This window comes from Bartonella sp. AA83SXKL, from assembly GCF_042196965.1.
GTDB lineage: Bacteria > Pseudomonadota > Alphaproteobacteria > Rhizobiales > Rhizobiaceae > Bartonella.
Map to the genome: position 1 here is coordinate 1 of NZ_JBHIRG010000176.1, position 383 is coordinate 383.

At 33.4% G+C, this 383-nt stretch carries 1 protein-coding gene; it reads left to right on the top strand.

Features of this window, described 5'->3' with window-relative positions; genetic code table 11:
• Positions 1-116: 116 nt before the first annotated feature.
• A complete protein-coding gene (locus ACFINO_RS10430) occupies positions 117-335 on the top strand; it encodes a hypothetical protein (RefSeq protein ID WP_034448031.1) in 219 nt (72 codons plus the stop codon).
• The last annotated feature ends 48 nt before the right edge of the window (positions 336-383 follow it).

Below are 383 nucleotides of genomic sequence, written 5' to 3' on the forward strand. Positions count from 1 at the left end.
GTTCTCTCCAAATTAAGCTGTCTACCTGTTTCAGAGATTACCCAAACAGAGATACGCAATACTCTTACTCTATATTTAGTATACAAAAGCGGATTAAAGTTTGCGCGATATTCATTATGATATTAAGTATAGAGTGTAATTCTGATAAAATCAATCTTATCTGTAGTGAATTAATGGGGGATGAATTACAGAATCCCAAAAATATTATTCATTTTTTCTGGTTTTTAGTGAGTTCGGCAAGTTACGCTGTTGTTGCTGGTGGTATTATTTTTATTCAACATGCATGGTCTGCTCATTCAGAGGTTAGATCAATTAACGTTTTTCCAGAAGATTAGTAACGATGGTGGAATGAACTCTCATTATTACTGGGCAAATCAGTTTTT